This window comes from Pelomonas sp. Root1237, assembly GCF_001425055.1.
In the GTDB taxonomy this organism is placed as follows: domain Bacteria; phylum Pseudomonadota; class Gammaproteobacteria; order Burkholderiales; family Burkholderiaceae_C; genus Pelomonas.
Genome location: NZ_LMDK01000017.1, coordinates 138,122 through 162,352 on the forward strand (window position 1 = coordinate 138,122; position 24,231 = coordinate 162,352).

The following is a 24,231-nucleotide window of genomic DNA, read 5'->3' on the forward strand; positions in this document are numbered from 1 at the left end:
AGCCCTGGCTCGACTCGCACTCTCCGCTCAACCACGAATTTAGGTCGCGCAACCTCTCTGATCTCAGAGCAGCAATCTCGAAGCCGTTCTCCTCCTCCTCCCTCCCTCCCTCGTTGGCTTCGAGGCGTTCTGCGGCCGCTTTTATGACCAGGGCCTGCGTCCACGACGCAGGCCCTTGCCTTTTGACGCGCACGGGAGCTATTTCAACCAACCCTTGCGGCGGAAATAGATGAAGGGCGCGGCGACGGACAGCAGCATCAGCACGAGGGCGAATGGGTAGCCCCAGCTCGACTCCAGTTCCGGCATGTTCTTGAAGTTCATGCCGTAGATCGATGCGATCAGCGTCGGCGGCAGCAGGGCGACGCTGGCCACCGAGAAGATCTTGATGATCTTGTTCTGGTTGATGTTGATGAAGCCGACGGTCGCATCCATCAGGAAGTTGATCTTGTCGAAGAGGAAAGCGGTGTGTGAGTCGAGTGAGTCGATGTCACGCAGGATCTGGCGCGATTCCTCGAACTGCTCGGCGTTGAGCATGCGGCTGCGCATCATGAAGCTGACGGCACGGCGCGTGTCCATGACGTTGCGGCGAATGCGGCCGTTCAAGTCTTCCTCGCGCGCAATGGCCGACAGCACCTCGCCGGCGGCGGCGTCGGTCACGTCGCTCTTCAGCACGCGAACGCTGACGGCCTCAAGCTTGTCGTAGATGCCCTCCAGCACGTCCGCCGAGTACTCGGCGTCGGCGTCGTAGAGCTTGAGCAGCACATCCTTGGCGTCCTCGATCAGGGCCGGAATGCGCCTCGCGCGCAGCCGCAGCAGGCGGAACACCGGCAGGTCCTCGTTGTGGATGGAGAACAGGATGTTGTTGAAGAGGATGAAGGCCACGCGCACATTGCGCGCCGACTTGCCGTCGGGGCCCTCGTCGCCCTCGATGAGGAAGTCGGAGCGGATGTGCAGCTCGCCGTTGTCTTCCTCGTAGAAGCGCGCCGATTCCTCCAGGTCCTCGTCGACGATGTCCTCGGGGATGGTCAGGCCGAAGCGGTCGCGGATCCAGCCCTTCTCCTCGGCGCTCGGGCTTTCCAGGTCGACCCAGACCGGGCGCGACTGGGCCAGGTCCTCGGCGGTTTCGATTTCTTCCTGGAACAGGCCGCCCTTGAGGCGCCCGTTGTCCAGCGTAAACACATTCAGCATGCATCGTCTCCTGGCAGCGCTGGCCAGACTGGCGGAGGACGACGGCGCAGCGCCGTCCGGGGTGGCGGGATTCAGGTCAACCGTCTCACTCCGGGCGGGGCCTCAGGAAGGCCGGCAGCGGGAGTGGACGGTCACCGAGGGTGATCGCTGTCCAAGAAGGGCTCCGTAGGGTGAATAGCCGCGGATTATTGCACCCGCTCAAGACGTGAAAGAAGCCGCGAAAACGAGGCCCTCCAGCCGACAAACGGTCACCGTCATCCCCTTGTCATGCCGCGGCTTCGCGAGCAAACTGGACTCGTCGATTTCCCCACTCCCACCCACCTCCGCTACCCGAAAGACCCTCCTCCTCCCTCCCCCTTCGTCTGTTTTTTCTCAGTTTTCTGGTTTGTTTTCCGACCCATTCCTCTGAAAGGAGGCTTTATGAATCTGACGATCAGTGGCCATCATCTCGAAGTCACGCCCGCTCTGCGCGAGTACGTACTCACCAAGCTGGACCGTGTGACCCGCCACTTCGACCAGGTCGTTGATATCAACGTCCTGCTGACCGTAGAGAAGCAAAAGGAGAAGGAACGCCGCCAGCGCGCCGAAGTGACCCTGCATGTGAAGGGCCGCGACATCTTTGTCGAGCAATCCCACGAGGATCTGTACGCCGCCATTGATCAATTGATGGACAAGCTGGATCGTCAGGTCTGCCGCCACAAGGACAAGGTGCAGGACCATCACCACGCCTCGGCCAAGCGCCTCGAGGTACCCGCACGCTGAAGCCCCTGGCTCATCTCGCGGCGGCCTGCGGGCCGCTTTTGTTTTTGCGATGCACAATCCATGGCTGCTCGCGGCAATCGGTTGTTGCTGCAGTGCCGCAAAAACCCGCATTCATGGGTGGTCAGAGGCGTTTTCCACGTCTCTAGGGGCTACCGCCCACCCCAAAACGACGCACGGTTCCATAATCTGTCGCTCTGATTGACCCACCAGCCCGGCACGGCCGCGCCTATCCGGCGCCCCCGATGCTTGGCCTCAACCCATGAACCGTCTCGCCGCCATCCTGCCTGCCGACAACGTGTTGGTGAACGTGGATGCGTCCAGCAAGAAACGCGCCTTTGAACATGCAGGCTTGCTGTTCGAAAACCACCACCAGATGGGCCGGGCGCTGGTCACCGACAACCTCTTCGCCCGAGAGCGTCTGGGCTCGACCGGCCTGGGACACGGCGTCGCCATCCCGCATGGCCGCGTCAAGGGCCTGAAGAACCCGCTGGCTGCGGTGCTGCGGCTGGCCCAGCCCATCGGCTTCGATGCGCCGGATGACGAGCCCGTCGGGTTGCTGATCTTCCTGCTCGTGCCCGAAGCGGCCACGCAGCGTCATCTGGAGATCCTGTCCGAGATCGCCGAGATGCTGTCCGACCGCGAACTGCGCGAGCAGCTCAAGGCCGAGCCGGACGCCGCCACCCTGCACAAGCTGATTGCGGCCTGGGAGCCGCTGAAATCAGTCGCTTGATGCCGCTTTTCGACGCTTCGCGTAAACCCTTAATTTGAAACCCACCTCGATCAGCGCGGAAAGGCTTTTCGAAGAGCACCGCGAGGCCTTGCGCTGGGAGTGGATCGCCGGCCACGCCCACCCGGAACGCCGCTTCGACGAAGCGGCCGTGCGCGATGCGCAGAGTGCGGCCGACCTGGTCGGCTACCTGAACTACATCCATCCCTACCGCGTCCAGATCGTCGGCCGTCGTGAGGTGGCCTATCTGAACCAGGAAGGCACCGACGTTCAGGACCGGCGCATTTCCCGCATCGTCACGCTGGAGCCGCCGGTCATCATCGTCGCCGACGACAGCTTGCCGCCGCCGCGCCTCGTCGCCATGTGCGACCGGGCCGAGATCCCGCTGTTCCGCACCAACGAGTCCGCCGGTCATGTCATCGACCTGGTGCGCGGCTACCTGTCCCAGCTGTTCGCCAACCGCACGACCCGCCACGGTGTCTTCATGGACATCCTGGGCCTGGGCGTGCTGCTGACCGGCGAATCGGGCCTGGGCAAGAGCGAACTCGGCCTGGAGCTGATCTCGCGCGGCCACGGCCTGGTCGCCGACGACGCGGTCGACTTCTTCCGCATCGCCCAGACCGCCATCGAGGGCCGCTGCCCCGAGCTGCTGCTGAATCTGCTGGAAGTGCGCGGCATCGGCCTGCTGGATATCAAGTCCATCTTTGGCGAGACAGCCGTGCGCCGCAAGATGCGGCTCAAGCTCATCGTGCACCTGGTGCGCAAGGAGACGATGGAGCGCGACTTCGAGCGCCTGCCCTATGAGCCTCTGTATGAGGATGTGCTGGGCATGCCGGTGCGCAAGGTCGTCATCGCCGTGGACGCCGGCCGCAACCTCGCCGTGCTGGTCGAGGCCGCCGTGCGCAACACCATCCTGCAGCTGCGCGGTATCGACACCTACAAGGAATTCGTCGAGCGCCACCAGCGCGCCATCGACAACGGTTCGATGGATTGAAGCCCCTCGCCCGAGGGAAGCGCTCAGCTGCGGTTCGGGCAGTCCGTCTTCAGGCAGGTCGCGTACAGCGCCAGCGAATGCTCCTGCAGCTGGAAGCCACGTTCGCCCGCGATGGCGTGCTGGCGCTCCTCGATGCCGGGGTCGAAGAACTCCTCGACCTTGCCGCAGTTCAGGCAAACGAGGTGGTCGTGGTGGTGGCCTTCGTTGAGCTCATAGACGGCCTTGCCGGTCTCGAAATGGTTGCGGCTCAAGAGGCCCGCCTGCTCGAACTGCTGCAGCACGCGATAGACCGTCGCCAGGCCGATGTCGGCGCCCTCGCCAAGCAAAGCCTTGTAAACATCTTCAGCGGTCATGTGACGCTGCGCCGCGCGCTGGAAGATCTCGAGGATCTTGATGCGCGGCAGCGTCGCCTTGAGGCCGCTGTTCTTGATGTCGCTAGTCTGGTTCTTGGCGGAAGAGGGCATGGCGGGAAGCAAAGGAGGCCAGGGAGGGCCCCGCTAGAATCCGCCGATCATAGCCAGCCGGCCTGCCGGCCGGCGCTTCCCGTCCCCTTCCTGCCCCTTCAGCCAGCCGCCCGATGCGTCCCCTGCTTGCCTCTCTCCCGCTGCTTGCACTGCTCGGCGGCTGCTCCTACTTACCCACCTGGGATTCCCTGCCAAGCCTGCCGTCGGTCACCGGCGAAAAGGTGCTGGGCCTGCTGACGCCCTATCGCGTCGAGGTCGTGCAGGGCAATGTGCTGACCAAGGAGATGGTCGCCCGCGTCAAGCCCGGCATGCCCAAGGCGCAGGTGCGCGACCTGCTCGGCTCGCCGCTGCTGACAGACGTCTTCCACGAGGCGCGCTGGGACTATGTCTTCACGATCCGCCGCCAGGGTGCCGCGCCGCAGCAGCGCCTGGTTGTGGCCCTGTTCGACGGCGACAAGCTCAAGTCCCTGGATGTGCCCGACGACCTGCCGGCCGAGAACGACTTCGTGGCCGCCATCAACACCTTCAAGCCGAGCAGCAAGAACCCGAAGCTGGAATTGAGCGAGGCCGAGCGCGACGCCCTACCCCCGCCCAAGAAGAGCGCCGAGGCCGCGCCCACGGCCGCCGCCGAAGGCCCGGCGCCGGGCCGCACTTATCCGCCGCTGGACGCCAAGCCGGGTTCGGGCTCGTGATCAAGGTCGCAGTGATGGGCGCCTCCGGGCGCATGGGCAAGATGCTCATCGAGGCCGTCGAGGCGGCCGACGACTGCAGTCTGCACGTCACGCTGGATAGAGGCGACGACGTCCGCGCGGGCCTGGCCGGCGCCGACGTGATGATCGACTTCACCCGCCCCGAGGCGACGCTGGCCCATCTGGCTGTTTGCGCCGAACTGGGCGTCAAGGCCGTGGTCGGCACGACCGGCTTCGACGAAGCCCAGAAGGCCGAGATCGCCAGATTCGCCGAGCGCACCGCCGTCGTCTTCGCGCCCAACATGAGCGTTGGCGTCAACGTCGTGCTCAAGCTGCTGGACATGGCCGCCCGCGCGCTGAACGAGGGCTATGACATCGAGATCGTCGAGGCCCACCACCGCATGAAGGTGGACGCCCCCAGCGGCACGGCCCTGCAGATGGGCCAGGTCGTCGCCGACGCCCTGGGCCGCGACCTGAAGACTAGCGCCGTGTATGGCCGCGAAGGCGTCACGGGCGCGCGCGACCCGTCCACCATCGGCTTCGCCACCGTGCGTGGCGGTGACATCATCGGCGACCACACCGTCCTGTTCGCCGGCATCGGCGAGCGCATCGAGGTCAGCCACAAGGCCACCAACCGCGGCATCTATGCCCAGGGCAGCCTGCGCTGCGCGCGCTTTCTGGCCGGCGGCAAGAAGGCCGGCCTGTTCGGCATGAACGACGTCCTCGGATTCAACGGCTGATATGGGCGGCTTCGCGGACTTCTGGGCCCAAAGCGACCTGGTCGGTCGCGCGGTGGCGCTGCTGCTGCTGGCCATGTCGGTCAGCGCCTGGGCTCTGATCCTGTGGAAGGCCTGGCTGCTGCGCCGCGCCCGCCGCGGCCTCGTGCGCGCGGTGCCGGCCTTCTGGGGCGCGGCCGGTGTTGCTGAGGGCCGCAGTGCGCTGCTGAGCTTCGACACCGAAGGCCTGTTGCTGCCGCTGCTGGACGCCGCCACGGCCGAGACCCGCAGCGCCACGCTGGACGCCGCCGGCAAACGTGAATCCCGCCTGACCCGCCGCCTGCGCGACGCGCTGCATGCCGTGCTGGCCAAGCTCCAGTTCGGCCAGGTGCTGCTGGCCTCCGTTGGCGCGACGGCCCCCTTCGTGGGCCTGTTCGGCACCGTCTGGGGCATCTATCACGCGCTGGCCAGCATTTCCGCGGCCGGCAACATCACCATCGACAAGATCTCCGGTCCGGTCGGCGAGGCGCTGATCATGACGGCCGCCGGTCTGGCCGTGGCCATTCCGGCCGTGCTGGCCTACAACGTCTTCGGCAAGCTGGTTGCGGCCTGCGAGGCCGACCTCGAAGGTTTCGCGCACGACCTGCGCGAGTTGCTGGACCACGATTGATCATGAGCTTCGGGCGACTTGAAAGGCCTGACGCCGCTCGCCCGATGAGCGACATCAACATGACGCCGCTGATCGACGTCATGCTGGTGCTGCTGGTCATCTTCATGATCACCGCGCCCTTGATGACCGCATCCCTGCGCCTGGACCTGCCCAAGAGCGAAGCTGCGACGCCCAGCGACGCGCCAGGCTTCATCGCCGTGGCCATCACGCCGGACGGCAAGCTGCATCTCGGCGACGACGAGCTGCCGCCCGAGGCCTTCCAGAAGCGCATTTCCGAACTCGGCCGCGCCAATGCGCAACTGGAAGTGCAACTGCGCGCCGACCGCGCCGTGCCCTATGGCCAGGTCGCCGAGCTGATCGGCTGGGTGCAGGCCGCGGGATTGAACCGCATCGCCTTCGTCGCCCAGGCCGCCGCTTCAGCACCGTGATCGAAGGGTCGCCAGAGGGGCGACCCATACAATTTGGCGTATGAACGCCAAGACCGAAGCGCCCAGCTACAACCCGAACGAGATCGAAGCCGCCGCCCGTGCCTACTGGACGGAGCGCGATGCCTACCGCGTGACCGAAGACGCGAGCAAGCCGCACTTCTATGCCTGCTCCATGCTGCCCTACCCGTCGGGCAAGCTGCACATGGGCCATGTGCGCAACTACACGATCAACGACATGCTGGCGCGCCAGCTGCGGATGAAGGGCTTCAATGTCCTGATGCCCATGGGCTGGGATGCCTTCGGCCTGCCGGCTGAAAACGCTGCGATGAAGGGCAAGGTGCCGCCCGCGCAGTGGACCTACTCCAACATCGCCCACATGAAGGGCCAGATGCAGGCCATGGGCCTGGCCATCGACTGGAGCCGCGAGGTCGCGACCTGCCAGCCCAGCTACTACAAGTGGAACCAATGGCTGTTCCTGAAGATGCTGGAAAAGGGCATCGCCGAGCGCCGCACTCAAGTTGTCAACTGGGACCCGGTGGACCAGACGGTGCTGGCCAACGAGCAGGTCATCGACGGCCGTGGCTGGCGCTCGGGCGCGCTGGTGGAAAAGCGTGAGATCCCGGGCTACTACCTGAAGATCACGCAGTACGCCGAGGAGCTGCTGTCGGCCGTGGCCGACCCCGCCGACCCCAACTACCTGAGCGGCTGGCCGGAGCGCGTGCGGCTGATGCAGGAGAACTGGATCGGCAAGAGCCAGGGAGTGCGTTTCGCCTTCCCGCACACCATCGAAGGTGGCGGGGGCCGGCTGTGGGTGTTCACGACCCGTGCTGACACCATCATGGGCGTGACCTTCTGCGCCGTCGCGCCCGAGCATCCGCTCGCGACCGTTGCAGCCAAAGACAAGCCTGAGGTGGCCCGCTTCATCGAGGAATGCAAGGCCGGCGGAACCACCGAGGCCGAGCTGGCCACGCAGGACAAGAAGGGCGTGCCAACGGGGCTGTTCGTCACCCACCCGATCACCGGCGCGCAGGTCGAGGTCTGGGTCGGCAACTACGTGCTGATGAGCTACGGCGACGGCGCCGTCATGGGCGTGCCGGCGCACGATGAGCGCGACTTCGCGTTCGCGCTGAAGTACCAGCTGCCGATCAAGCAGGTCATCGACGTTGACGGCCAGGCCTACGACGACAAGAAGTGGGCCGAGTGGTACGGCGACAAGTCCAAGGCGCGCTGCATCAACTCCGGCGTGCTGGATGGCCTGGGCCACGTGGACGCCGTCAACAAGGTCGCCGAGCTGCTCGCCGAGAAGGGCCTGGGCGAGAAGAAAACCACCTGGCGCCTGCGCGACTGGGGCGTCAGCCGCCAGCGCTACTGGGGCACGCCGATCCCGATCATCCATTGCGACGATTGTGGCGTGGTGCCGGTGCCCGAGAAGGACCTGCCGGTCGTGCTGCCCGACGACCTGATCCCCGACGGCAGCGGCAACCCGCTGAACAAGCACGCGGCCTTCCTGAACGTCGCCTGCCCGAGCTGCGGCAAGCCGGCCCAGCGCGAGACGGACACGATGGACACCTTCGTCGATTCGTCCTGGTACTTCATGCGCTATTGCGACCCGACCAACGATCAGGCCATGGTCGCGGACGGCACGAAGTACTGGATGCCGATGAACCAGTACATCGGCGGCATCGAGCACGCCATCCTGCACCTGCTGTACGCGCGCTTCTGGACCAAGGCGATGCGCGACCTCGGCCTGGTGACGATCAGCGAGCCGTTCGAGAAGCTGCTGACCCAGGGCATGGTGCTCAAGGGCGCGTTCTTCCACAAGCCCGAGGGTGGCGGCAAGGACTACTACTGGGACCACGAGATCGACGTCATCCACGACGACAAGGGCGGCATCGCCGGCGCCAAGCTGAAGAAGGACGGCACGCCGCTCGAGTACGAGATGACGACGATGTCCAAGTCGAAGAACAACGGCGTGGACCCGCAGGCCCTCATCGACCAGTACGGCGCCGACACGGCCCGCCTGTTCGTCATGTTCGCCAGCCCGCCCGAGCAGACGCTGGAGTGGAACGACGCGGCCGTCGAAGGCGCGCACCGCTTCCTCAAGCGCGTGTGGAACTTCGGCGCGCGCAATGCCGACGCGATCAAGTCCGGCGGCCAGGACTTCGCCGCGCTGAACGGCGACGGCAAGGCGCTGCGCCGCGAGGTGCACAACGTGCTCAAGCAGGTCAGCTACGACTACGAGCGCATGCAGTACAACACCGTCGTCTCCGGCGCAATGAAGCTGCTCAATGCACTCGAGGGCTTCAAGGCCGAAGGCCAGGCGGCTGCAGTGCGCGACGGCTTCTCGGTGCTGCTGCGCGTGCTTTACCCCGCCACGCCGCACGTCGCCCATCAGCTCTGGCAAGACCTGGGCTTTGCGGCCGAACTGGGCGACCTGCTCGACGCGCCCTGGCCGACGGTCGACGAGGCCGCCCTGGTGCAGGACGAGATCGAGCTGATGCTGCAGGTCAACGGCAAGCTGCGCGGCGCAGTCAAGGTGCCGGCCTCGGCCGACAAGGCGGCCATCGAAGCCGCGGCGCTGGCGACCGAGGAGTTCGCCAAGTTCAGCGAAGGCAAGGCGCCCAAGAAGGTCGTCATCGTGCCCGGCCGCCTGGTCAACATCGTCGTCTGATCGCGATGCAGCGCCGTCACCTTCTGCTGCTGGGCAGCGCGGCCCTCGCCGGCTGCGGCTTCGAGCTGCGCCACGAGCCCGTGCTCTCCTTCCAGACCCTGGCGCTGACCGGCTTCCCGCCGGAATCGCCACTGGCTGCCGGCCTCAAGCGCCAGATCAAGCGCACACCGGTGCAGCTGCTGGACGACCCGGCCCGCGCCCAGGTCGTGCTGGAAGCCACCCGCGAGTTCCGCGACCGCACCGTCGTCGCGTCCACCAGCGTCGGCCAGGTGCGTGAGTTCCAGCTCCGCCTGCAGTTCGACTACCTGATCCGCACGGCGGCGGGCGAGCTGCTGGTGCCCAAGGTGGAGCTGCGCCTGGCCCGCGACATGACCTACACCGAGACCTGGGCGCTGGCCAAGGAGCAGGAGGCCGCCAACCTGTACGGCGCGATGCACTCCGACGCGATCGCGCAAGTCATGCGCCGCCTCGCCGCCGTGAAGCTCCAAGGCTGATGCAGCTGCGCGCCGAGGGCCTCAGCGCCCATCTCGCCAAGGGCCTGGCCCGTCTCTACACCGTGCACGGCGACGAGCCGCTGCTCGCGCAGGAGGCGGCGGACCAGATCCGCGCCGCCGCCCGCGCCAATGGCTTTGGCGAGCGGCAGATCTTCATCGTCAGCGGCGCCTATTTCGACTGGGCACCGGTGCTGGCCGCCGCGCAGGCCATGAGCCTGTTCTCCGAGCGCCAGTTCATAGAGATCCGCATCCCCAGCGGCAAGCCCGGCAAGGAGGGCTCCGAGGCCTTGCAGCGCTATGCCCAGGCCGCGCCTGACGATGTGCTGACCTTGGTCACGCTGCCGCGGCTGGACAAGACCCAGCTCTCCAGCGCCTGGTTCATGGCGCTGGATGGCAACGGCGCGTCCATCCGCGTCGAGCCCGTGGAGCGTCGCCTGCTGCCCGCCTGGCTGGCGCAACGCCTGCGCGCGCAGGGGCAATCGGTACCCGAAGGCGAGGACGGCCAGAAAGCCCTGGCCTTCTTCGCCGACCGCGTCGAGGGCAATCTGCTCGCAGCCCACCAGGAGTTGCAAAAGCTCGCCCTGCTGCATCCCAAGGGCGAGCTGACGCTGGAGCAGATCGAGGCGGCCGTGCTGGACGTGGCGCGCTTCGACGTCTTCAAGCTCAGCGAGGCCGTGCTGTCGGGTGCTGTTCCGCGCATGCTGCGCATGCTGGACGGCCTGGAGGCCGAGGGCGAGGCCGCCGTGCTGGTGCACTGGACGCTGGCTGAGGACGCGCGGGCTTTGGCCCGCGTGCGCGCCGCGCTGGACGCCGGCAAGCCGCTGCCATTGGCGCTGCGCGAGGCGCGCGTCTGGGGCGCCAAGGAGCGTCTCATTGAACGCATCGCGCCGCGGCTGGACGCCGCCCAGGCGGGCACCCTCGTGCAGGCTGCCCAGATCTGCGATGGCCTCGTCAAAGGCCTGCGCCACCCCGACTGGCCCAGCGACCCCTGGGCCGCGCTGCGCCGCCTGGCCCTGATGCTTGGCGAGGCCGCCAGCGGAAAGACTGGGGCAGTTCTGGCTGCCCGTTGACCCCGATTGGGCTATCGTCGGGGCGGTAACCCTGCCGCCATGCCGCCCTCTCTTCACCAACTCGTCCCTACTGCCCTCGCGCTGAGTTCGCTGGCTGCCCAGGCCGTGCCCGTCACGGTGCAGTTGCGCGGGCCAGGTGGCCAGCCGCTGGCCGGCGCCGCGGTGGCCATCGAGGTCAAGGGCCGCACCGTCAAGACCAGCACCACGAAGGCCGAGATGGGCCAGCGCGACCGCCAGTTCACACCCGAGCTCCTCGTCGTGCAGACGGGCACGGCCGTCAGTTTCCCGAACTTCGACGCCGTGCGGCATCACGTCTACTCGTTCTCGCCCATCAAGGTCATCGACATCAAGCTCTACTCGGGCACGCCGGCCGAGCCCATCGTGTTCGACAAGCCGGGTGTCGCCACGCTGGGCTGCAACATCCACGACCGCATGAGCGCCCACATCGTCGTGGTGGACACGCCGACCTTCGGGCGCACCGATGACAAGGGCCAGGTGGCGTTTGACCTGCCGGTGGGCGAGCACGTCGCCAAGGCCTGGCATGGCGGCCAGAAGTCAACCAACCTGCAAAGCGTCAAGCTCGAAGTGCCGGCGGGCGGGGGCCCCGTGGCCCTCACGCTCGCCGAGTAACGCCACCGCAATGCGCTGGCCAGCCTGGCTGAACCTGCGCCGCCTCGAGGGGCGCATCGTCGCCCTCTTCCTGGCGCTGCTGCTGGTCGTGCAGCTGGTCAGCTTCGGCGCCATCCACGCCAGCATCACGCACAACGCCGAGGATTCCCTCGCCAGCGAGCTGCAGACCGGCGAACGCGTGCTGCGCCGCCTGCTCGACCAACGCGCCGGCAAGCTGCGCGACGCGGCCGAGCTGCTGGCCAAGGACTATGGCTTTCGCAGCACCGTCGGCCTGTCGCTGGCCGAGGCCGGCACCGTAGAGACCATCAAGGACGCGCTCGTCAATCAGGGCGAACGCGTCGGCGCCTCGGTCGTCGCCTACTTCGATGACCAGCAGCACCTCGTTGCCGCCACCCGCGACGGCGCGGCCGGTTTCGGCGCCGCGCTGGGCCAGCTCGTGCACAGCAAGGATGGCGCGGCCCTGGCCGTGCAGGGCAGCAAGGTCTACCAGGTGGTCGCCGTGCAGGTGCGCACGCCGGCACCGGTGGGCTGGGTGTTGATGGCCTTTGCGCTGGACCGCGAGGTGCTGGACGATCTCAAGGCGCTGTCGGAGCTGCAAGGCGTCGTGCTGCTGCAAGGTCCGACCAAGCAGTGGCAGACCACCGTCGACAACCTCGATGGCAGAGCAGTCAACGCCTTGCGTGCTGCGCTGGGTCAGGCCGCTCCAGCCGACGGCATCGTTGAGCTGGCCGGCGAACGCATGCGCGCCCTCTTCGTGCCCCTGATCGGTGGCGATCAAGCCCTTGGCGTGCTGCTGTTGCGGTCGCTGGACGCGGCCCTGGCGCCCTATCAGCAGTTGCAGCTCGTCCTGCTCGGCCTGACCGTGCTGGGCGTCGTCGTCTTCGCCCTCGTCAGCGTGCTGCTGGCACGCGGCATCAGCAATCCCATCACGGCCCTGTCGGCCTCGGCGCGCCGGCTGGAGCGCGGCGACTACGACACGCCCGTGCCGTCGACCTCGCGGCTGGAGGAGGTGCACAAGCTGGCCCTGGCGCTGGAGAGCATGCGTGAGGGCATCCGCCGCCGCGATGCCCTCGTCAACAACCTGGCCTACGTCGACCCGCTGACGCTGCTGCCCAACCGCGCGCGTTTCGCCGAATTCCTGCAGCACCACCTGACCCACAGCAACACGCCGGGTGCCGTGCTGATGCTGGACCTGGACCGCTTCAAGCACGTCAATGACGTGCTCGGCCACGAGGTGGGCGACCGCCTGCTGCAGTCGGTCGCCGAGCGCCTGCAGGCGTTGTGCGCGCCGGCGCATTCGGTGCTCGCGCGGCTGTCGGGCGACGAGTTCGCCGTGCTGCTGGCGCACACGGACGCCCATGCCGCCAGCGAGGCGGCGCTGGCCATCCTGAAGGACTTCGAGCGCCCGCTGCAGATCGACAACGAGACCATCGACCTTGGCGCCGGCATCGGCATCGCCCTCTTCCCCGAGCATGGCCGTGAGGTCAACCTGCTGCTGGGCCGCGCCGAGCTGGCCATGTATGCGGCCAAGGCCCGCCAGTGCGGCAGCCTGATCTACCACGCCCAGCTGGATGCCGGCAGCCAGGAGTCGCTGTCCCTGTTGACCGAGCTCCGCCACGCGGTCGAGAAGGATGAGCTGCGCCTGTACCTGCAGCCCAAGATCGACCTGCAGCAGGGCAAGATTCTCGGCGCCGAGGCCCTGGTGCGCTGGCAGCACCCGACGCGCGGCCTGGTACCGCCGATGCAGTTCATTCCTTTTGCCGAGCAGACGGGCTTCATCCGCCTGCTCAGCGCCTGGGTGCTGTCCAACGCGGCCAGGTTCGCGCGCCAGGCCGCGGACGCGGGCCTGACGCTGCGGCTGTCGGTCAACCTGTCCACGCGCGACCTGATGGACCAGGACCTGCCGGCCAAGATCGAGGCCATGCTGGCGCCGCTGCAGGTGTCGGCCGACTCGCTGTGCCTGGAGATCACCGAGAGCACCATCATGGACGACCCCGAGCGGGCCCTGTCCACACTGGAGCATCTGCATGCGATGGGCTTCAAGCTGTCCATCGACGACTTCGGCACCGGCTATTCGTCGCTGGCCTATCTGAAGCGCCTGCCGGTGGATGAGCTCAAGATCGACAAGAGCTTCGTCATGGCCATGGAGCGTGACCTCGACGACGCGCGCATCGTGCGCTCGACGATCGAGCTGGCGCACAACCTCGGCCTCACCGTCGTCGCCGAGGGGTTGGAGACGCTCAAGGCCTGGGCCATGCTGGCCCGCCTGGGCTGCGACGAAGGCCAGGGCTATTTCATCAGCAAGCCCATGCCGCAGGAGCAGTTCATCGCCTGGGCCAAGAGCTGGCAGCCGCCGGACATCTCGGTCGTCACGGCCGAGAGCCTGATGGCCAAGCTCGGCTAGTTGTCCCGGTCTTCCAGCGCTTCACACAGCGCCGTCAAACCCGCCGTCACCGTCTGCAAGCGCACCGCATGGCGGTCGCCGCTGAAGTTCTCGCGCCAGACCTGGGCCGGCCGCCCCGCATGCACCAGGGCCAGCCAAACGGTGCCGACCGGCTTGGCCTCGCTGCCGCCCGTCGGCCCGGCCACGCCGGTGACGGCCAGTGCCCAATCGATGGGCGCGTGCGCCAGCAGGCCACGCGCCATGTGTTCGGCCACCTCGGCGCTGACGGCGCCGTGCAGCGCGATCAGGCCCTTGGGCACGCCCAGCAGTTCGGCCTTGGCCTCGTTGCTGTAGCTGACGACGCCGCGCTCGAACCACGCGCTGGAGCCGCTCAGGCTGGTGCAGGCGGCGGCGATGAGGCCGCCGGTGCAGCTCTCCGCCGTGCCGATGCGCTCGCGCCGCTGGATCAGCGCCACGGCGATGCGGTCGATCAGTTCAAGGTCGTCGGCAAACATGCTTACCCCATCACAAAGCGGTAGAGCGCGATGACAGCGAGCGTACAGCCGGCCGCGACGAAATCGTCGAACAGGATGCCGAAGCCCTGCGCCCAGGTGACCGCCGCGCCGCGCTCACCCTTGAAAAGCCGGTCCGCCCAGCCCACCGGCCCGGGCTTGGCGGCGTCGAAGAAGCGGAACAGGCCGAAGGCAATGAGCTGGCCCAGCCAGCCCACCGGCGCGATCAGCCACAGGATGAGCCAGAAGGCCAGCACCTCGTCCCAGACGATGGAGCCCGGGTCGGGTGTGTTCATGTCGCGCGCCGTGCGCGTGCAGGCCCACCAGCCCACCAGCGTGCCGATGCCGATCAGCAGGCCCCAGGCCAGCTCGCTCATCCACGGCGAGATGACCCAGAACACCAGCCAGGCCCAAAGGGTGCCGACGGTACCGGGCGCTTTGGGGCTCAGGCCGCTGCCGAAGCCCAGGGCGATCCAGCGCGCCGGGTGGCGCAGCATGAAGGCCGGGGTGGGTCGGATGGGTGCACCGGTCACTGGTGCACCCTTCGGCCTGCGGCCTGTCCCGCCAGGCGGGAGCGAACTTGCTTGGGGCGGCACGGCACGGCGCTCATGACTTGAAGTGATCAAAGCTGCACAGGCCATGCTCGACAGCCGCCCCGAGAGCATCGACGACGCGCAGGCCGGGCTCGGCCTCGATGACGCCGATGCGCGTCAAGGCAACCCCCATATCGGGCAGCTGCGCCCCGGCCGGCGTCGTGAAGACGAGTTCGTAGTCATCACCGCCGGCCATCAGGCATTCGCGCTGCAGCGCGGGCGGCTGCGCAGCCAATACCGCGCTGCGCGGCAGGGCGTCCACGTCGATGCGCGCGCCGACGTTGGACGCCGCGAGGATGTGGCCCAGGTCGCCGAGCAGGCCGTCCGACACGTCGATGGCCGCCGTCGCGATGCCGCGCAGCGCCTGGCCGAGTGCGACGCGCGGCGTTGGCAGCTCCATCGCGGCACGCACTTCCTCGAAGCCGGCGCCATCCACGGCCACAGTGCCACGGAACACCTCCAGCGCCAGCCGCGCATCACCGAGCCGCCCCGACACCCAGATCTCGTCACCCACTTGCGCGCCGCCGCGCAGCAAGGCCCGCCCCGGCGGCGCCTCGCCGAAGACGGTGATGCAGAGATTCAACGGCCCCTGCGTCGTGTCGCCGCCGATCAGCGGGCAGGCATGGGCGTCGGCCAGGGCCAACAGGCCGCGCGAGAAACCGGCCAGCCAGGCTTCGTCAACGCGCGGCAGGGCCAGGGCCAAAGTGAAGCCTCGCGGCGTCGCACCGCAGGCGGCCAGATCGCTCAGATTGACGGCCAGCGCCTTGTGGCCGAGGCGCACCGGATCGACCGTCGACAGGAAGTGCCGGCCCTCGACCAGCATGTCACTGGAAACCAGCCAGCGCGCACCCGGCGTGGGCACGAGCACGGCGCAGTCGTCGCCCACGCCCACCTCGACGCCAGCCACCGCGGGGCGCTGGAAGTAGCGCCGGATCAGATCGAATTCGCCCATGGTCACGATTAGACCTTGTGGACATCCACAGCGCCCGGCGCGCCCTTGGGTGGCATGATTCCAGCCCCGTCGGCACCTTGTGATCCCGCCATGTCCAGCTCCGAAGAAAAACGCGCCCAACTCCGCCAGGCCGCTCTCGAGTACCACGAGTTCCCGACGCCGGGCAAGATCGCCATCGCGGCGACCAAGCAGCTCGTCAATCAGCACGACCTGGCTCTGGCCTACTCGCCGGGCGTGGCTGCGGCCTGCGAAGAGATCGTCGCGGACCCGGCCAATGCCTTCCGCTACACCTCGCGCGGCAACCTGGTCGCCGTCGTCTCCAACGGCACGGCCGTGCTGGGCCTCGGGAACATCGGCCCGCTGGCGTCCAAGCCCGTGATGGAGGGCAAGGGCGTCCTGTTCAAGAAGTTCGCTGGCATCGACGTGTTTGACCTCGAGGTGGCCGAAAACGACCTCGACAAGCTGGTCGACTGCATCGCCGCGCTGGAGCCCACCTTCGGCGGCATCAACCTCGAGGACATCAAGGCACCGGACTGCTTCTATGTCGAGCGCAAGCTGCGCGAGCGCATGAAGATCCCCGTCTTCCACGACGACCAGCATGGCACCGCCATCGTCGTCGGCGCGGCCTTCCTGAACGGCCTCAAGGTCGTCGGCAAGGACATCAAGCAGGTCAAGCTCGTCACGTCGGGCGCAGGCGCGGCGGCGCTTGCCTGCCTGGGCCTGCTCGTCAAGCTCGGGCTGCCGCGCGAGAACATCTGGGTGACCGACCTGGCCGGCGTCGTCTACGAGGGGCGCACCGAGCTGATGGACCCGGACAAGGCCGTCTTCGCGCAGCCGACCTCGCAGCGCAGCCTGCGCGAGGCGATTGCCGGTGCCGACGTCTTCCTGGGCCTGTCGGCCGGCGGCGTGCTGAAGGCCGACATGGTCGCGACCATGGCCGCGCAACCGCTGATCTTCGCGCTGGCCAATCCGACGCCGGAAATCCTGCCGGAAGAAGTCCAGGCCGTGCGCGGCGACGCCATCATGGCCACGGGCCGCACGGACTACCCCAACCAGGTCAACAACGTCCTGTGCTTCCCCTACATCTTCCGCGGCGCACTGGACTCGGGCGCGACGACGATCAACGTGGAGATGGAGATCGCCGCGGTGCACGCCATTGCTGATCTTGCCCAGGCCGAGCAGAGCGAGGTGGTGGCCGCGGCCTATGTGGGCGCGACGCTGAGCTTTGGCGCGGAGTACCTGATTCCCAAGCCCTTCGATCCACGGCTGATGATGCGCATCGCGCCGGCCGTCGCCAAGGCCGCGGCCGACTCCGGCGTCGCGGCGCGGCCCATCCAGGACTGGGATGCCTACCGCGAGAAGCTGCAGAGCTTCGTCTACGCCTCGGGCAACACGATGAAGCCCATCTTCACCGCGGCCAAGCGGGCGCCCAACAAGCGCGTTGCCTACGCCGAGGGTGAGGAGGAGCGCGTGTTGCGCGCCGCACAGGTCGTCGTCGACGAAGGCCTGGCGCGCCCGACGCTGGTGGGCCGCCCGCAGGTCATCGCCGAGCGCTGCGAGCGCTTCGGCCTGCGCCTGCAGCAGGGTCGCGACTATGACGTCGTCAACGTCGAGCACGACGACCGCTACCGCGACTACTGGCAGACCTATCTGCAGATGACCGAGCGCAAGGGCGTCACCCAGCAGCTTGCCAAGATCGAGATGCGCCGCCGGCTGACGCTGATCAGCTCCATGCTGCTGCACAAGGGCGAGGTCGATGGTCTGCTCTGCGGCACCTGGGGCACGACCGCCACGCACCTGCAGTACATCGACCAGGTCATCGGCAAGCGCGCCGGCGTGAAGACCTATGCCTGCATGAACGGGCTGATCCTGCCGGGCCGCCAGGTCATGCTGGTGGACACCCACGTCAACTACGACCCGACCGCCGAGCAGCTTGCCGAGATCACCGTCATGGCCGCCCAGGAGATGTGCCGCTTCGGCCTGACGCCGAAGGCCGCCCTGCTGTCGCACAGCAACTTCGGCACCAGCGACAAGCCGTCAGCCGTGAAGATGCGCGACACGCTGGCGCTGCTGCGGCAGCTCGCGCCGTGGCTGGAGGTCGACGGCGAGATGCACGGCGACACCGCGCTGGACGCCCCCTACCGCAAGCAGATCATGCCCACCAGCCCGCTGACGGGCGAAGCCAACCTGCTGGTGCTGCCCAATATCGATGCCGCCAACATCTCCTACAACCTGCTGAAGACGGCCGCCGGCGGCGGCATCGCCATCGGGCCGGTGTTGCTCGGCGCGGCCAAGCCGGTGCACATCCTGACGCCTTCGGCGACCGTGCGCCGTATCGTCAACATGACGGCCCTGACCGTCGCCGACGCGAACGCGGCACGCGCCTGAACCTGGCACCGGCTCCAAGGGGGAACAGGGCAAAAGCGCCCGGACTCCCCCAATTGACAGAAGTTTTCACGACCCAAAACGGCGTCACGCAGCTGTCATGCTGCGAGTGAAATCAATCACTTAGACGCGCGTGAGTGCTGGCTCACATGACCCTATTCCAGACTCCGGCGCCCGCGCCGAGCTTGAGCTTTTGGGGTCGCTTCGGTACCATTACGGTTTCTCGTTCAGGGTTAACCCGTGTTTTTGCTCTCGTGGCTGGCGCGCTCCGGCGCCTCGGCGGTCACCACCGCCCTGCTGCTTTCCGGCTTGGCCGGAGGCGCGCAAGCCAAGGAAGCCATCGGCGATAAGCCCCCCACCGCAACGCCCGCTCTGGCTGAAATTTCGCTGAGCGAGCTGCCCGCCCAGGCCCAGGAAACGCACCGGCTCGTTCTCGCCGGTGGCCCGTTTCCTTATGCCAAGGACGGCGTGGTGTTCGGCAATCGCGAGCGTCTGCTGCCCCGCAAGGCTCGCGGCTTCTATCGCGAATACACGGTCAAGACCCCTGGCGCCCGCAACCGCGGTGCCCGCCGCCTTATCTGCGGTGGCACGCCGCCGACGGCGCCCGAGATTTGTTATTACACCGGCGATCACTATGCCAGCTTCAAGCGCGTTCGCGCCCAAGCGGCCCGGTGAAGTCGAGGGTTCAGCAGTTTTGTGACTTGAAAGGAGGAACGCGACCATGCTTTTGCAGACCGTCCGTCCCAATATCGTGCAGGCCATACGGGCCTACAGGGTCGAGGACTTGATGCAGGCCGCCCAAGAAGCGGGCCAGCATTTCCTGTACGCCAACCTGTCGGAGGCGCAGTCCAAGCAGGACGTGCTCGATGGCATCGCGCAGGCCTTCCTGTTTCCAGCGCATTTCGGCAAGAACCTGGACGCCCTGCATGACTGCATGACCGACCTCGTCCACAAGTCCGGCTCCCAGCCAGGCTTTGTCGTGGTGCTGGAGCAGTTGCCCGACAACGTGCGATTCGACCGCGAGGCGAGAGAGCAATTGCTCGATGTCTTCCGAGACACGGCCGACTATTGGGCCGACAGGAAGATAGCGTTCAGGTGCTTCTATTCTTTTCAGTAGCCCGCTCCCAAGATAACGGGTCATGGGAGCGGGCTACTGAAGTGGCCCCGGTTATTGAAAAGCCTGCGCCGAAAAGCGCCAAGGCGACGGTTGGCAACCCCAACTTCGGCATGAACATGCCGATGATGTGCAGTGCCTTCGATACCTCGATGTGGCTCAGCGCAGCTTGAAGCGCTGAACTATCTAAAGCAGAACGGGACCCTCGGGTCCCGTTTTCATTTCTGCTGCGGCACTTCGAGCGCCAGCGCGACGAATTCGTCGACCGGCACCTCCTCGGCGCGACGCTGCAGGTCGAAGTGGCCCGAGAAACCACGCTCGGCCAGCCAATGGCCCAGGCTGTGGCGCAGCAGCTTGCGGCGCTGCGAGAAGGCGCTGGTGACAAGGGCCCCCAGCAGGGCCGGGTCTACCGCTGGCGGCCTGGCCAACGGCTGCATGCGCACGATGGCCGAGTTCACGCGCGGCGGCGGGTCGAAGGCCTCGGGCGGCACTTCCAGCACCGATTCAATGTCGTAGCGCCACTGCAGCATCACGCTGAGGCGCCCATAGTCCTTGCGGCCCGGTGCGGCGGCCATGCGGTCCACCACTTCCTTCTGCAGCATGAAGTGCTGGTCGACGACGTCGTCCACCGCATCCAGCAGGTGAAAGAGGATGGGCGTGGAGATGTTGTAGGGCAGGTTGCCGACCACGCGCAGCTTGGCGCCCTTGGTGGCAGCCAGCGCCTTGAAGTCGACCTTGAGCACGTCCGACTCGATGACCTCGACGTCGTCGCGCTTGCGCAGGCGCGCAGCCAGGTCGCGGTCCAGTTCGATGACGGTCAGCGGCTTGTGTCGCGCCAGCAGCGGCAGCGTCATCGCGCCCAGGCCAGGGCCGATCTCGACCAGGGTCTCGCCCGGCTGCGGATCGATCAGGTCGACGATGGCCTCGATCAGCGCCTTGTCGGTCAGGAAATGCTGCCCGAAGCGCTTGCGGGGGATATGGGAACTCAGTCGAGCCACTCGCGCACTTCAACAAACGCCTTCGCCCGCAGATCCTTGACCCACTCCTGATAGGCCTCGTCGTATTTCTGCTCGCGCAGTGCGCCGCGCGCCTGGTCGCGCAGCTGCTTCATCTCGACATCGACCGTGCGGCGCTCCAGCACCTGGATCAGGTGCACGCCGAAGCGCGACACGACCGGTCCCGAGATGCCGTTCAGCGGCAGCACGTTCATCGCTTCCTCGAATTCCGGCACAAAACCGCCGGCAGCCATCCAGCCCAGGTCACCGCCTTCGGGGGCGCTGCCGTCCTCGGAATTGGCGCGGGCGAGTTGCTCGAACTTGGCCGAACCGGTCTCGATCTGGCGCTTGAACTCGGCCAGGCGGCGGGCCGCGACTTCGGCCGTCAGCTGTGCCGAGGGGCGCAGCAGGATGTGCCGGGCATGGGTCTGCACGGCCTGCGTCAGGGATGCGCCACCTTGGCGCTCGATGACCTTGAGGACGTGAAAGCCCGCGCCGGTGCGCAGCAGCTGAGGCGCGACCTCGCCGCTCTTCAGCCCCTTGACGGCATTGACGAACACGTCGGGCAGCCGATCGGCCGGGCGCAGGCCGATCTCGCCGCCGCGCGCCTTGTTGCTGTCTTCGGACACCTCGCGGGCGACGCGGGCGAAGTCCTCACCGCCCTTGATGCGCGCCAGGGCGCCTTCAGCACGGGTGCGGCGTTCGGTGACGACGCTTTCCGGCGCGCCATCGGGCACCGGCACGAGCACCTGGGCGAGGTTGACCATGCCGCCGCTGGCGAGTTCATTGCGCTTCTTGTCGAGGTAGGCGTCGATCTCGGCGTCCGTCACCTTGATGCGTCCCTGCACTTCGCGCTCGCGCACGCGCTCCGTCATCATCTGGTCGCGCAGGTTCTCGCGAAAGCTCTTGTAGTCGGTGCCGTCGGCCTTCAGGCGATCGCGCAGCTGCGCCATCGTCAGCTTGTTCTGCGCGGCGACGTTGGCCACCACGCGGTCCAGCTCGGCCTCGTCGATCTTCTGGCCGGTCTCGCGGGCGTAGGTGACGAGGACGCGATCCTCGATGAGGGCCTCCAGCGCCTGCTTGCGCAGGCCGGCCGTCTCGGGCATGACCTCGCCCTTCTGGCGGGCTTCCTGGCGCAGGCGTTCGGTACGCTGGATGACCTCACTGGCGGCCACGACGTCCTGGTTGACGACGGCGGCGATGTAGTCCCCCGGCTGCAGCGTGGGCGTCTGGGCTTGGGCCTGGAAAGCGGCCAAGGCCAGCGTCACGGCAAGAAAGAGGGGAGCTAGGCGATAGATCATGGTTGGAAATCTGAACTCGGTGAGCGGTCGGAGCTCAGCCTTCGGTAACCGGGCACATTGTCCTTCAAGACTTTGAGGGCGTTCGAACCGAGCTGTGACAGGCCGACGAGCTCCAGTTGCAGCATCAGCCGCGTGTTCGTTTCAGCGCGGCCGGTGGACAGCCGCTCGACGCCCCAGCGCAGCACCCAGCAACCGGCGTCGTACTCGAAGCCCATGACCGAATCGGTCAGGCGCCGGTCGCGCAGCGAGTACTGCACGCGGCCGGCGCTGTACCAGGCGCCGCCGCAGGCCTTGCTGTCGGCACCGCGTGAGGTGACAGGCGTACCGTAGATCGGCCATTGCCAGGCCAGTTCGACCTGCTCGCTTTGGCCCCGCGCCAGGCGGTAGGCGACGCTGACAGTCTTGTAGGGGCCGGGCGAATAGCGCGCACGGAGCACCGAGCGCACCGAACGGTTGGTCTCGGGGTTGAACTCCAGCGTGCCGTCGGCCCACCACTTCTCGTCCAGATGGGCGGCGGCAGCCAGCAGCAGATCGGAGAAGCGCTGCGTGACGGGCTGGCCGTCGGGTGTGATCTTCTGATCGCGGAACAGGAAGCGCTGCACGGCGCCCAGGCGCAGGATCTCCTCGCCCGTGTTGGTGCCGATCCAGCGGCTGGTCACGCCCGCGCTCAGCGCGTGCAGGTCCGACACCCGGTCCACGCCCGAGAAGGGGTTGTCGGTGTAGATGGAGTCGAAGTTGAAGTCCTTGGCCGCCGCGTCGAAGTTGGGCAGGTTGGCCTGGTCGCGGAATGGCGTGTTGACGTACAGCAGCCGCGGTTCGAGGCTTTGGCGGTAGTCGCGGCCGAACAGCGTCGTGTCGCGCTCGAACACCCAGCCGTGGTCGATGCTCAGCGTCGGAATGACCCGGCCCATGCGCCGACGGCCGTCGGGCTGGGGCCGGTCGAGGTCGTAGGCAGCCGCATTGAACGAGGCTCGCGGGATGAACCACCAGGCCTCGCCACCCAGCGGTGCGCTGATGTGGCCCAGCGCATGCACGCGCTGGCCGCCACGCGGCTGGCCGGCCAGCGCCGAGCCCGGCAGGTCGAAACGGTTGTACTCCAGCTCCAGCCCGCCCTCCAGCCTTGCCTTGCGGCCCCAGGGGCGAAAGCTGTCCAGCACGGCCTCGTCGGCCGCCGTCGTCACGCGAACGCCGACCTGCGGGCTGCGCTGGAACGGCGAATCGAACTGCGAGGGGACGTCGGTGCCCTGCAGCGCCTGCCAGCGCTGCACGCGGGCATAGGTGTCGATGACACCCCAGGACAGCTCGCGCTGGCGGTTCAGCGTGAAGTCGTTGGCCAGCAGGCGCGGCGTCTGGCTCTCGACGCGGCGCGACATGTCCTTCCAGTAATCGTCGTCAGACACGCGTTCGCTCTTGAGCCGGTAGCGCCAGTCGCCAAAGACATGGCCGTCGTTGTTGAGCTTGAGGCTCCAGCGCGAACGGCCGAAGACGCGGTCGCCGGGCAGCAGGTCGACGTTGATGCGGCCGGCATGGTCAGGCTCGAGGTAGCGGAACTCGCTGTCCAGGCCCACGCCGCGCTTGCTCATGATGAAGGGCGTGAAGGTCGCATCGCGCTGCGGCGCGATGTTCCAGTAATAGGGCACGCCGAATTCAAGGCCGCTGCGGTTGTCCAGGAACAGATTCGGCGGCAGCCAGCCCGACTTGCGCGCCGAGCTGAGCGGGAAGCTCAATGACGGTGCGGCGAGCAGCGGCATGCCCAGGAAACGCAGCACTGCGCCGTCGGCCTGGCCTTCGTTGGCGGCCAGGTCCATGCGCAGCTGCTTGGCCGTGATCTGCCAGGCCGGCTCCTGGCCCTCCACGGCGGGGCAGCTGGTGTAGCTGCCCTCGGTGGCGCTCATGTGCTCGCTGTCCTGGAATTTCAGCACCTGGGCCTTGCCGGCGCCGCCCGTGGCCGCGAGGAAGAAGCGGGGGGTCAGGAACTCGCCCTCGAAGCGGCTCACATAGAGCTGCAGCAGCGGGCCGGAGAAGACATTGCCGTTGTGGTTGATGCGCACCTGGCCTTCGGCCCGGGCAAGGTCGTCCACGACGCTGTAGTCCAGCTTGTCGGCGTTCAGCACCAGCTCGCCGTAGCGCAGCTCGACATCGCCCAGGCCCTCGGCCTTCTGATCCAGCTGGGCCGAGACCTTGTTGGCGCTGATGACCAGGGCCGGCTTGGCACCGGTCTTGGACGCCGGCCCGAGCACGCGGCTGCCGCGCAGTGGCAGGGCCTCTGCGGGGCCAGCCTGCTGCTGGGCCGACGCCTGCCCCCAGGCGCACAGGGCCAGGGCAACGAGGGCGGGTAGCAGGGCTGGGGTGGGAAATCGGGAGAAGCGCGGCACGGACGGCAAAGGCTCGGAGTCGGTGAGGATGCCGGGGCCGGCAGGTAAGGAAGCGCTGAACAAGTTCCTCGCGCGCGGCGCATCCGTGTTTTGGGCGGTCTGCGGCGTTGCAAATGCT

General features: G+C 67.3%; 23 protein-coding genes. 15 read left to right on the forward strand and 8 right to left on the reverse strand.

What is annotated here, in order from left to right:
* Positions 1 to 198 precede the first annotated feature (198 nt).
* Entirely contained in the window at positions 199 to 1,188 is a 990-nt protein-coding gene (corA, locus tag ASC91_RS18595) for a magnesium/cobalt transporter CorA (RefSeq protein WP_056200057.1), read from the reverse strand.
* Positions 1,189 to 1,608: 420 nt separating this feature from the next.
* On the opposite strand from corA, the gene hpf reads away from it, so the two are divergent.
* The 3 genes from hpf (at position 1,609) to hprK (ending at position 3,671) form a co-directional block, all read left to right on the forward strand.
* Entirely contained in the window at positions 1,609 to 1,950 is a 342-nt protein-coding gene (hpf, locus tag ASC91_RS18600) for a ribosome hibernation-promoting factor, HPF/YfiA family (RefSeq protein WP_056200061.1), read from the forward strand.
* 259 nt (positions 1,951 to 2,209) lie between these two features.
* On the forward strand, positions 2,210 to 2,680 hold the full coding sequence (locus tag ASC91_RS18605; protein ID WP_056200063.1) for a PTS sugar transporter subunit IIA: 471 nt from the start codon (positions 2,210 to 2,212) through the stop codon (positions 2,678 to 2,680).
* Positions 2,681 to 2,714: 34 nt separating this feature from the next.
* Positions 2,715 to 3,671 (forward strand): HPr(Ser) kinase/phosphatase, encoded by a 957-nt coding sequence (hprK, locus tag ASC91_RS18610; RefSeq protein WP_056200066.1) that lies wholly within the window; start codon positions 2,715 to 2,717, stop codon positions 3,669 to 3,671.
* A 23-nt stretch (positions 3,672 to 3,694) separates the two neighbouring features.
* Here the strand turns inward: hprK and fur are convergent, their stop codons facing one another.
* Positions 3,695 to 4,135, reverse strand: a complete 441-nt coding sequence (fur, locus tag ASC91_RS18615; RefSeq protein WP_056200069.1) for a ferric iron uptake transcriptional regulator — start codon at positions 4,133 to 4,135, stop codon at positions 3,695 to 3,697.
* A gap of 113 nt (positions 4,136 to 4,248) precedes the next feature.
* On the opposite strand from fur, the gene ASC91_RS18620 reads away from it, so the two are divergent.
* From ASC91_RS18620 to ASC91_RS18660, 9 genes are read left to right on the forward strand one after another with little or no spacing between them, the layout of a single operon-like run.
* A complete protein-coding gene (locus ASC91_RS18620) occupies positions 4,249 to 4,827 on the forward strand; it encodes an outer membrane protein assembly factor BamE (protein WP_056200071.1) in 579 nt (192 codons plus the stop codon).
* Positions 4,824 to 5,564, forward strand: a complete 741-nt coding sequence (gene dapB / locus ASC91_RS18625) for a 4-hydroxy-tetrahydrodipicolinate reductase (RefSeq protein ID WP_268795276.1) — start codon at positions 4,824 to 4,826, stop codon at positions 5,562 to 5,564. Before ASC91_RS18620 ends, dapB begins: the two co-directional genes overlap by 4 nt.
* Before the next feature lies 1 nt (position 5,565).
* Positions 5,566 to 6,210, forward strand: coding sequence for a MotA/TolQ/ExbB proton channel family protein (locus tag ASC91_RS18630; protein ID WP_056200074.1), 645 nt, complete (start codon positions 5,566 to 5,568; stop codon positions 6,208 to 6,210).
* A 2-nt stretch (positions 6,211 to 6,212) separates the two neighbouring features.
* A complete protein-coding gene (locus ASC91_RS18635) occupies positions 6,213 to 6,638 on the forward strand; it encodes a biopolymer transporter ExbD (protein WP_056200078.1) in 426 nt (141 codons plus the stop codon).
* Positions 6,639 to 6,678: 40 nt separating this feature from the next.
* Positions 6,679 to 9,309 (forward strand): leucine--tRNA ligase, encoded by a 2,631-nt coding sequence (gene leuS, locus ASC91_RS18640; protein WP_056200080.1) that lies wholly within the window; start codon positions 6,679 to 6,681, stop codon positions 9,307 to 9,309.
* Positions 9,310 to 9,314: 5 nt separating this feature from the next.
* Positions 9,315 to 9,803 (forward strand): LPS assembly lipoprotein LptE, encoded by a 489-nt coding sequence (gene lptE / locus ASC91_RS18645; protein ID WP_056200082.1) that lies wholly within the window; start codon positions 9,315 to 9,317, stop codon positions 9,801 to 9,803.
* Positions 9,803 to 10,873: a DNA polymerase III subunit delta gene (gene holA / locus ASC91_RS18650; RefSeq protein WP_056200084.1), complete on the forward strand. Its 1,071-nt coding sequence runs from the start codon at positions 9,803 to 9,805 to the stop codon at positions 10,871 to 10,873. Before lptE ends, holA begins: the two co-directional genes overlap by 1 nt.
* A gap of 39 nt (positions 10,874 to 10,912) precedes the next feature.
* A complete protein-coding gene (locus tag ASC91_RS18655; RefSeq protein WP_157281809.1) occupies positions 10,913 to 11,503 on the forward strand; it encodes a methylamine utilization protein in 591 nt (196 codons plus the stop codon).
* Between the two features lie 10 nt (positions 11,504 to 11,513).
* Positions 11,514 to 13,907 (forward strand): EAL domain-containing protein, encoded by a 2,394-nt coding sequence (locus ASC91_RS18660; RefSeq protein ID WP_056200088.1) that lies wholly within the window; start codon positions 11,514 to 11,516, stop codon positions 13,905 to 13,907.
* Here ASC91_RS18660 and ASC91_RS18665 read toward each other — a convergent pair.
* From ASC91_RS18665 to thiL, 3 genes are all read right to left on the reverse strand, one after another.
* Positions 13,904 to 14,401, reverse strand: a complete 498-nt coding sequence (locus tag ASC91_RS18665; RefSeq protein ID WP_056200091.1) for a CinA family protein — start codon at positions 14,399 to 14,401, stop codon at positions 13,904 to 13,906. The two genes, ASC91_RS18660 and ASC91_RS18665, sit on opposite strands and share 4 nt — an antisense overlap.
* Before the next feature lie 2 nt (positions 14,402 to 14,403).
* On the reverse strand, positions 14,404 to 14,895 hold the full coding sequence (locus ASC91_RS18670; protein WP_056200092.1) for a phosphatidylglycerophosphatase A: 492 nt from the start codon (positions 14,893 to 14,895) through the stop codon (positions 14,404 to 14,406).
* 109 nt (positions 14,896 to 15,004) lie between these two features.
* Positions 15,005 to 15,943 carry a thiamine-phosphate kinase gene (gene thiL, locus ASC91_RS18675; RefSeq protein ID WP_056200095.1) on the reverse strand — a complete coding sequence of 313 codons (939 nt, stop codon included), beginning with the start codon at positions 15,941 to 15,943 and terminating at the stop codon, positions 15,005 to 15,007.
* 90 nt (positions 15,944 to 16,033) lie between these two features.
* Here thiL and ASC91_RS18680 point away from each other — a divergent pair, with 90 nt between their 5' ends.
* The 3 genes from ASC91_RS18680 to ASC91_RS18690 all read left to right on the forward strand — a co-directional run bounded on the left by ASC91_RS18680 (position 16,034) and on the right by ASC91_RS18690 (position 19,445).
* Positions 16,034 to 18,331: an NADP-dependent malic enzyme gene (locus ASC91_RS18680; RefSeq protein ID WP_056200098.1), complete on the forward strand. Its 2,298-nt coding sequence runs from the start codon at positions 16,034 to 16,036 to the stop codon at positions 18,329 to 18,331.
* A gap of 243 nt (positions 18,332 to 18,574) precedes the next feature.
* On the forward strand, positions 18,575 to 19,003 hold the full coding sequence (locus ASC91_RS18685; RefSeq protein ID WP_394326336.1) for a ribonuclease domain-containing protein: 429 nt from the start codon (positions 18,575 to 18,577) through the stop codon (positions 19,001 to 19,003).
* Between the two features lie 46 nt (positions 19,004 to 19,049).
* Positions 19,050 to 19,445, forward strand: coding sequence for a barstar family protein (locus tag ASC91_RS18690; protein ID WP_056200105.1), 396 nt, complete (start codon positions 19,050 to 19,052; stop codon positions 19,443 to 19,445).
* 215 nt (positions 19,446 to 19,660) lie between these two features.
* On the opposite strand, the gene rsmA is transcribed toward ASC91_RS18690, so the two are convergent.
* The 3 genes from rsmA to ASC91_RS18705 are packed head-to-tail and all read right to left on the reverse strand — an operon-like array spanning position 19,661 to position 24,176.
* On the reverse strand, positions 19,661 to 20,440 hold the full coding sequence (gene rsmA / locus ASC91_RS18695; protein WP_235532028.1) for a 16S rRNA (adenine(1518)-N(6)/adenine(1519)-N(6))-dimethyltransferase RsmA: 780 nt from the start codon (positions 20,438 to 20,440) through the stop codon (positions 19,661 to 19,663).
* Positions 20,428 to 21,738, reverse strand: a complete 1,311-nt coding sequence (locus ASC91_RS18700) for a peptidylprolyl isomerase (RefSeq protein WP_056200108.1) — start codon at positions 21,736 to 21,738, stop codon at positions 20,428 to 20,430. Before ASC91_RS18700 ends, rsmA begins: the two co-directional genes overlap by 13 nt.
* Entirely contained in the window at positions 21,735 to 24,176 is a 2,442-nt protein-coding gene (locus ASC91_RS18705) for an LPS-assembly protein LptD (protein WP_162247818.1), read from the reverse strand. Before ASC91_RS18705 ends, ASC91_RS18700 begins: the two co-directional genes overlap by 4 nt.
* Positions 24,177 to 24,231 lie beyond the last annotated feature (55 nt).